The organism is Acinetobacter towneri, from assembly GCF_001758345.1.
GTDB classification, from domain to species: Bacteria; Pseudomonadota; Gammaproteobacteria; order Pseudomonadales; family Moraxellaceae; genus Acinetobacter; species Acinetobacter towneri_A.
Window position 1 is genome coordinate 1 of the sequence record NZ_MKQS01000039.1, and the last position, 8,471, is coordinate 8,471.

At 39.1% G+C, this 8,471-nt stretch carries 6 protein-coding genes, 4 pseudogenes and 1 other annotated feature; of the genes and pseudogenes, 3 read left to right on the top strand and 7 right to left on the bottom strand.

Annotated elements, in window-relative coordinates:
- The 4 genes and pseudogenes from BJN41_RS12895 to repM form a co-directional block, all read right to left on the bottom strand.
- Positions 1-222: pseudogene (locus BJN41_RS12895) on the bottom strand (IS3 family transposase); the annotation flags it as partial.
- A gap of 37 nt (positions 223-259) precedes the next feature.
- A complete protein-coding gene (locus tag BJN41_RS12900; RefSeq protein WP_070155666.1) occupies positions 260-1,378 on the bottom strand; it encodes a replication initiation protein in 1,119 nt (372 codons plus the stop codon).
- Positions 1,379-1,557: 179 nt separating this feature from the next.
- Positions 1,558-2,777: pseudogene (locus tag BJN41_RS15190) on the bottom strand (IS3 family transposase).
- Positions 2,386-2,502, bottom strand: a sequence feature (AL1L pseudoknot). Its footprint overlaps the pseudogene before it by 117 nt.
- A 249-nt stretch (positions 2,778-3,026) precedes the next feature.
- On the bottom strand, positions 3,027-3,938 hold the full coding sequence (gene repM / locus BJN41_RS12915) for a replication initiation protein RepM (protein WP_070155670.1): 912 nt from the start codon (positions 3,936-3,938) through the stop codon (positions 3,027-3,029).
- A gap of 447 nt (positions 3,939-4,385) precedes the next feature.
- Between repM and BJN41_RS12925 the strand changes: the two genes are divergently transcribed.
- Both BJN41_RS12925 and BJN41_RS12930 read left to right on the top strand, forming a co-directional pair.
- Positions 4,386-5,015, top strand: coding sequence for an AAA family ATPase (locus tag BJN41_RS12925; protein ID WP_070155676.1), 630 nt, complete (start codon positions 4,386-4,388; stop codon positions 5,013-5,015).
- Positions 5,012-5,245 carry a hypothetical protein gene (locus BJN41_RS12930; protein WP_070155678.1) on the top strand — a complete coding sequence of 78 codons (234 nt, stop codon included), beginning with the start codon at positions 5,012-5,014 and terminating at the stop codon, positions 5,243-5,245. Before BJN41_RS12925 ends, BJN41_RS12930 begins: the two co-directional genes overlap by 4 nt.
- A gap of 144 nt (positions 5,246-5,389) precedes the next feature.
- Here the strand turns inward: BJN41_RS12930 and BJN41_RS16105 are convergent.
- From BJN41_RS16105 to BJN41_RS12935, 3 genes and pseudogenes are all read right to left on the bottom strand, one after another.
- A pseudogene (locus BJN41_RS16105) lies at positions 5,390-5,468 on the bottom strand (IS6 family transposase); the annotation flags it as partial.
- 3 nt (positions 5,469-5,471) lie between these two features.
- Positions 5,472-5,766: pseudogene (locus tag BJN41_RS14965) on the bottom strand (DDE-type integrase/transposase/recombinase); the annotation flags it as partial.
- Between the two features lie 294 nt (positions 5,767-6,060).
- Entirely contained in the window at positions 6,061-8,055 is a 1,995-nt protein-coding gene (locus BJN41_RS12935; RefSeq protein ID WP_201787571.1) for a hypothetical protein, read from the bottom strand.
- A gap of 168 nt (positions 8,056-8,223) precedes the next feature.
- Between BJN41_RS12935 and BJN41_RS12940 the strand changes: the two genes are divergently transcribed.
- The coding region (locus BJN41_RS12940; RefSeq protein ID WP_070155683.1) for a transposase at positions 8,224-8,471 on the top strand (248 nt) is incomplete at its 3' end.

Here is an 8,471-nt window from a genome sequence, read left to right on the forward strand (position 1 = left end):
TAGATCGATGGGTGGTTCTGTTGGAGCTTTTGATTGATCGAAAGCTTGCGAGGAAGCTGAGATCAATTGATTTTTCCAGTCAATAATTTGGTTTTGATGAACATCAAACTCAGCACTCAATTCAGCAAGTGTTTTTTCTGCTTTAATCGCAGCAAGTGCTACCTTAGCTTTAAAATCATTTGAATGATTTCTTCTTGGTCTACGTGCCATAAAATACTCCATATATTGATGTTTATAACATCATTTGAGGAGCAGAATATCACTTATAGGAGTTGTTCAAATTTACGGATCCATCTCTGAGAGACAAACCGGTAAGTTTGGCAATGTCTGTGGCTTTCTTTCCACGTTTTGCTAATTTCCTGGCCTCAGCACGTTGCTGTGCGTATTTTTTACCTTTCGCCTTGCCGCCTTTTTTTCCGCATTTTGATGCAAGTTCACTCAGTTCTGACTGCGTGAACTTTTCATATTTCCCTAATTTTTCATAGCAAAATTTTATAATGCTACGACAAGTTGCACTAACCTCTGCTTTTGGAAGCGGTGGATGACATTTTGAGGTGTTTAGTTCACATGCCAAATCATGAATAACTCTCTCAAATTGAGCATTTGTCCAGTCTCGTGCATTCTTCTTGTATAATCCATACGCATGTTTACGCACTGTATGGAATAAAACAGTATTTCTTCTTCCGGCCAGCACTGTGAGCAAATTTAAATCTTCTGCTGTGACTTGATCTGTTGTTTTTTTCTGTAATCTTTCAATGAACGTTGTATTTCTTACTTGTAATTCACTGATACGAGCTAGCTCATACATTTCATACGGACTAGAACGCATACCTACCACATCCCATTGTGTACAGAAAGGATTCTTGGCAATATAATTATGATAACAATCATCTCCGCCAAAAATCGTATTTAAGTGCTGTTTCAGGGCCTTATAGAATATATGTGCTTTTTTGCTGTAATTGCCTTTACTATTTTTGACATCAATGCATAGCCAATTTTTTAAGCAATAAACGAGCTGAACGTGTCCGTTTGCCTGATTTTTGATGATCAAGTTAGGAGTCGGTGCATTCGGTGTACTGTAGATCATCACTTCTATCGAATCCGCGATTCGGCGATCGATATCAATCACCAAGACGCCAATTTTAAAGTCAGAAGCCATTTTCATATAAGCAAATTTTGAAAAATCTGCATCATCTTTATGAAGCATGACTGGTTTTTCACCCGCCAGCGCTACTTTACTCTTCCATAATAAACAGACATCTGAAATAGATGAACGAAAAATGTTAAGTGCATCATCGAGGTCTGTTTTTTTTGTTTTTTGTTCTTCAAAAACAAAGTTCTTTTGAAATAAGTCAAACGGATTTGCATTTTTTATCATTAATGAATCAGTACATTAAACTTGTTAGAGTTGCTCTCGACTGTAATGTATTTAAAAAAATGACTTTTCCATTTGTTGTGTTCTGGGAAAAAAAGTTGGTTTGGTTTGAGAAATGAAGATTTGTTGTAATGTTTCAGAGGTGAACCGTACCGGGTTTGTCGGAGACTTTTTTATTTAAGTTAGGCCACCTGACCTAACGGGTTAATCTTATCATAGTACATTGCTTCAAACTCAAAAGGCGATACATAACCCAGTGCACTGTGTACACGCTTTTTATTGAACCAATCTACCCAGTTGAGTGTCGCAAGTTGTACATCTGCTAAACCTTGCCAATCTGCTTTTAAATATTCAATCACCTCTGTTTTGTATAAGCCATTCACTGTTTCAGCCAGAGCATTATCGTATGAATCACCAGTCGTACCGACTGATGCTCGTAAATTTGCTGCTTCTAAACGATTGGTATAGCGAATGGAAAGATATTGCACACCTCTGTCGGAATGATGAATCACATTCTTTGGCATGCCTCGATCGTGCAATGCTTGCTCTAATGCATCAAGCACCATATCTGTATTCATCCGTGTAGATACTTTCCATCCAACAATTGCTCGTGAGAACACATCAATAATAAAGGCGGTATAGATCCAGCCTGAATTTGTTTGAATATACGTAAAGTCACTTACCCACAGTTGGTCAGGTCGATCAGCATTAAAATTACGTTTCACTAAATCATCTGCTCGTTTTTGGTCATCTCGGTTACGGGTGGTTTGTTTATTCTTACCACGCCAAACACCTTGTATACCTAGCTTCTGCATCAATCGAGCAACTGTACAACGTGCGATAACATAACCTTCACGTTTCAATTGTTGCCAGACCTTACGCACACCATATCGACCTGAACTTTCTTTCCAAATTCGTTGAATTTGTTCAGCATGATGCTAATCATGTAGATCTCGTTTCGCTCGATGTTCTGGATTGTCAGCGAGATCTAAAGTTCGGTAATAGGTTGAAGCTGCGATCGGTAAAATCCTACAAATCGCATCAACACCATATCGATCTTTATTGTTATGGATAAAATCCACCATTATTTGTGTGGGCGGTCGAGCTCCGCCTGGGCGAAAAAAGCGGCTGCTTTACGTAGAATCTCATTGGCGCGTTGCAGTTCTTTATTTTCGCGTTCGAGTTGTTTGATACGTTCTTGGTCTGAAAGCTGCTGTACTTTAACTGGATTTTGTTTATCTAAATATTTTTGATACCAAACACGTAGTGTTTCAGGAGTACAACCGATTTTAGGAGCAATAGCTGTGATTGCAGCCCAATTCGATGGATAATCTTTTTCGGATTCAATCAATAATTGAACCGCTCTATCTCTTATTTCAGGGGTATATTTTAATTTTGTCATCGGGACACTACGCTTCGCTACGTCTTGCGAAGCAATGCTTCTCATCTCAAGAAAAGTGGTCTCCGACAAACCCGGTACGGTTCAAGGCTTGGTATTGCATGGTCATATGACTCTACTAGCCACAGAGACTGTCTTGAAACAAGCAGAACAGTTGGCAGCTTAGTTAGCTTCTGCTTGAATTTTCTGAAATTAAATTGAAATCATTAAGAAACTATATTAGTTTCAATATAAAACTAATATAGTTTCGTTTTATACCTCAAGACCTAACTCTTTCAGAGTACCTGCATACTTCATGACAGCCTTAACATCTTGCAGCTCAATCAGAAGTCTTTTCTCCAAGTCTGCATACGATTCACCAACTTCGGCTTTCTGACTGGCAAATGGATCGTAATGGGCAAGCTTGTTTGCGAATAGCCTAATCTGTTTATCGCTGAGTTTTTTGTGAGACCCACTCTCAGTCTCTTTGGTTTTCTTAGAACTAAAAGAGAAAGAGAATCCGGTAATGTTTCGGCCAGACTTATGTTGCTCATATGCCGCAACAATATCCGTCTTTTCGTTGATTTGAACCAAAGCAGCATCTAGGACTTTCTTCTTAAAGTTGCTCATGATCTTGTATTCATCACTACCCAGTCCCAGCTTGAAGCGAAAGTCATCAACAAGGAAGAGTGGAGTTTTACCAATACTGCGCCACTGAATTAACAATTCATATAGACGGATCGCATACTTGCTGGTTAAAGAGCTTATTTGCTTCAGTTCATACGAAGTAAAAGATTGCTCTAATTCAGTGATCAAGGGAATGACATCTGGAGCAAAAACCAGTTCAAGAATACCGGCAGAATCGACATAGGCTATTCTTGAAACCCAACGCGATTTAACGATCTTTTCCTTCTGGGTAGCCTCATGGATACCTTTATAACTGAACTTGCGCTCAAACAGGCTATTAGCAGCGTTCTTTAGGGCTTCATAGGCAGCATGTCTATCTACATTGAATTGCTTCATATAGTGCTGTGCATGGACTTCTAAGGTGCTCTTAGCATCCACATCTTTGCTTATCTCTCTGGCTCGTACGATGGCCAAAAGAATGAGACGCTGTTCTGTAGTATCTAGGTTATAACTGGCATTGATTAAGGCATTGTCTTTAACTACTAACTCTTTTGTCACAATGACTTTCCTAATTCTTATTGCTAATAACTATACTCAAACAACTCGAGTATGTAAATGGTGGGAAAAGGTATCGGCATCGGTGGGAAAAGGTATCGGCATCGGTGGGAAAAGGTATCGGCATCGGTGGGAAAAGGTATCGGCATCGGTGGGAAAAGGTATCGGTATAGGCTCTGAAAGCCTTTTGTCTAAAGGGTTTTAGCCTGTCTAAAATATTAAAAATAAAAAAATTAAAAATAAAAAAGGATTTTGCTGAAAGATTAAAGATTATTTACTTCTCGTGTATCAATTGCATACTATGAAATCAAAGAAGAAATAATCTAATAATTGGTATGGTGGGAAAAGGTATTTATATCTTTTATGTTAAGAAAGCCAAACGAAAACATCTTTACTTAATTGCATAGTGAAACTATATTAGATACAAATTAGTTCTAAAATATACCTAAAATGATTGTATTAATTGGAAGCCAAAAAGGTGGATGTGGAAAATCTACAATAGCCATCAACATAGCTGCTTATCTTGCTAAACATAACAAAGACATTGTACTTGTCGATGCAGATCCTCAACAAAGCTCAGCAAACTGGGTTAAAGATCGTGATAACACAGATCTACCTAAGGTTCATTGCGTTCAGCGTTATGGTGACATCAAGAACACTTTGAAAGACTTAAATAGCCGGTATGACTATGTAATTGTCGATGTTGCAGGTCACGATAGCAAAGAGCTTAGAACAGCAATGTTAACAGCCCATTACATGGTCGTCCCATTCAGACCATCACAATTTGACCTCGACACTTTACCTCACCTTTCAGAAGTGATTGATCAAGCAAAATCATTTAATGAAGATCTGAAGTCATTTGGCTTACTGACATTGGCTCCAACCAATCCATCAGTGTCTGAAGTACAACAAGCAAATGATTATCTCGCTGACTTTCCTCTGTTCACAGCATTGTCATCAGTAATCCATGATCGCAAGGTTTACCGTGATGTCACCGCTGAAGGTAAAGGCGTTGTCGAATCAAATAACCCAAAAGCGATAGAAGAGTTTGTGGCATTTATGGAGGAACTTCTTGCATGATTAAGAAAAGGGAAATTGCCAAGACAACGCCAGATCTTGAAGCCTTCATCAATGGGGCTAACGAACAAATCACCCCTAAACTAGATCCTAAAGCCTCTAGAAAATTTAAGACGCATACGATTCCAATGAATGAATATGAGTACAAATTATTGACTGAGTTAGCTGAAAAGTATGGTCAAACTCATAATGGAATTATCAGATTTGCTTTGAAGAAACTTAGTGAAGAATAACAACTAATTTGAAACTAAATTAAAATTATTTTGGTTTTAAATTAGCTGTATTTTGAATATAAAAAAGCCCTTAATCATTAAGGGCTTTTTTAGGCACTGTTGCAAATAGAGATTTGAGTCGATGATGTTCCCTTTAAAAAGTGTTTAGAGACCGAAAACTCTATTGATTAGACACACTTCACCCTGAGGCTGACCATAATAGAATGATGAAGCTTGTCCACCTGTCATGATCACATTCGATCACGTTATTCTTGTACTTAACCTGCCTGTACTCAAGATTTGGTGGACATTTTCCTTCCCGTTTTAACAGTGACAAAACACATCCATATGTGGGTGCTTTTCCGTGTTGATCACCCTTGGAATTTGCGATTGCTTCTCGTTGTTCAGAATTTTTCCGAGAAACCGATAAGCCGCCTGGGTATTACAGCGGAGAGGTGAAAATCGATAGTATGACCACGTAGATCAACTGCCCGGTATAAATACGCCCCTTGGCCGTTCACTTTTACATAGGTTTCATCAATAGACCTCTTGCGAAAGTATCGTTTACCTAATTTTTGAACTGGCTAAAACCTTATTAAATGTAGCTTTAGGCTGTTTAAATTTTGACTAACGCAAGAAGTCTAATATGCCATGGGCTGAGGTCAGTAGGATTACGCCAGTATCAGCGCACAGCCCAAAGAATGATTTCATCCTGAAAATGACGCCATGGAAGGGATTCATAGGCTGCACCTTTAGCTAAAACAGTCTTCAGCTTACCATTCGTGGTTATTTGCAACAGTGCCGTAATACGCGTGCTCCAAGCTTTGGTTTTTTCTTTAAGAGTTCAAGTCAAAGTCTTGTGTTGGTGGCTTGAGGTCTAATTTTTGATCTGAAACTAACTCGTTACTTTGAGGCGTGATTTTAGGTTTTGACGATTTGACAGCTTCAATTGTCAATTTGATATCTTCAAAGTTGTCTAAACTGACCTTGTATGCGGATATTTCGTCTTTAAAACGTGAATTTTGTGGCTCTAAAACAACATCGCATTTCAAATATTTGAGCATTATTTCATCATTTTTTATAATTTTTTCTATTAGCTCATAGTCATTTGGGTACAGTATATTTCTTGCCTGACTCATGTAATCTTTCAGTTTTTCTGACTTTCGCTTAATTATATGAATAACATCAAATTTTCTACTATGCTGATAGGCATAGTCTTGCTGCTCTGAAAACTCGCGATGTGCAAGCGCATAGTCAGGATAGTAGCCATCAAGTCGTAGGTATTTAAACTCCTTGGCAGGTTTAGGTTTGGGGCGTATTTTCTTGATTTCTGTTGCTAGTCGATCAATCTCTCGACCAAGCTCATGACACTCCTCATTTGTGTCTTTAAGTCGCTTACCGAGGAGATTAATGTTTCTATTTCTTCGCTGTAATCCTGTGGTGCAGACATCTGCGACACTTTCAAGAGTGCGGTCTTGAGCTGTGTCTTTTCGTCTTTCAACTCCGTTTTCACTATATTTTTTAGCATATTCACTAAGTCCTGCTCTTCTGAGACCTTCATCCATAACTTTTGATATTGAGTGCTGAAATTGGCTATTAATTTCTGTTGAAATTCTGCTGAAAAATTCCCTTGCTCTAGCTTTAAAAATTCCGATTCCATCTGAGAAATTAATTCCTTCCTTGTTTCGTTCTCCTCTTCCAAGTTGCTGATTTTGTTGTTCAAGTCTTGTTGTAGTTTCTTGTATAAATCCAAGGTGGTCTTTAATGAACTGTTTTCCTGCATCAAGAAGGCGTTTTGTTGACTCAATAATTCGTTTTGTTCTGCTAGGTAGTAGTCGATTTCGGTCTGCATCACTTATCTCCTTTGGTTGTTCAAAATATTGATTTGACTTTGTATTTTTTGTGAATTCTGTTGAATCATTTCTTTTTGCGCTTGGATTGTCTTTAGGTTTGTACTGGACAGATAGGTTGTATATAAACTCATTAAAAGCATCAGCACTCCAACCGCTATAACTCCCAATGCCGCGTACTTGGCTTTCTGCGACTGTAATAGTGACTGGATCTCTGTCTGTACGAACTCCGCTTGGCTCTCTATCGCTTGTTTTACTTGAAATTGGATTAGGACTTGGATTTGCTTCTGATCTATCGAAATGCTGTTTATCGCCTTGTCGATCTCGGCCTGCAGCGCTTGGACTGAGACGGAAAGCGTTTTGATTTTCGATAAATCTATATGTGATAGCTGGCTTTTGATGGTCTCTAGCTGCTCCAGATAGCCCACCATTGTCGTTTTCAGGGGTTGGGGTGACAGGTTCTCTATCTCGGTCGAAATCGAGATTAAATTCGATTCTATGGCTTTGATCGTTTCCTCCATCCTGCCTAAAAGCATGGTGCTTTGCATGATAGGCAGCTCGCTTTGCTCTGTGAGAGTCAAGAAGTCTCTCAGCGTCTTTGATAGCAGCTGCAAGCTCGCATTCAGTTGGTCTGCTTCCTTCCGCCTCTCTAAGCCGCTCTGCATAAGCTCCAATTTCGAAGTCTTCATGATAAAAATCCCCTTTGAGTCGGTGCGTGGTTTCTTTTTCGTTGTCTATTTTGACTGAGATATAGTCCTTCCCTGCTTTTACTGACTTCACTCCATTGAGGTGCTCAATCTCCGCAATAATGTCGCTTCGGTTCTGAATCTCCCCTTTTTTCAGCAGCTCTCGGATCTGCATGTCTATAAATTTGTAGAACTGCTTTTTTTTCAGCTTCCCAAGATCCTGCTTGGGGATGATTTTTTCTGCGTGTTTATTTAGTTTGATGACGTAGTTCGGCTCTTGAGTGAGGTTCGACAAGCTGATGTCGTCAGGACGTGACCAGCCGTATTTCGTATTGAAGTAGTCCCTCAATGCATCAAAGTGCGCCTCGTGACCAGGTGGAGCGATATTGAGGGACTTTCCACTGGCAAGGTCGTGAACCGTACCGGGTTTGTCGGAGACTCAATATTCTGAGAGACTATTCCGATGAAAAAACCAAACTATACCCCCGAAATTAGAGAAAGAGCGGTTCAATTACTAATTGAATCTGAAAAAGATTATCCTTCTACTTGGGCAGCAATCACAGCTATTGCGCCTAAAATCGGTTGTACTCCTGAAACATTGCGTGTTTGGTATTTAAAGCATATGGATCAACTAAATCCTGCCAAAGTACAACAGATATCTGACCAAGAAAAAATGAAGCAAATGGAACGTGAAATTAAAGAATTAAAACG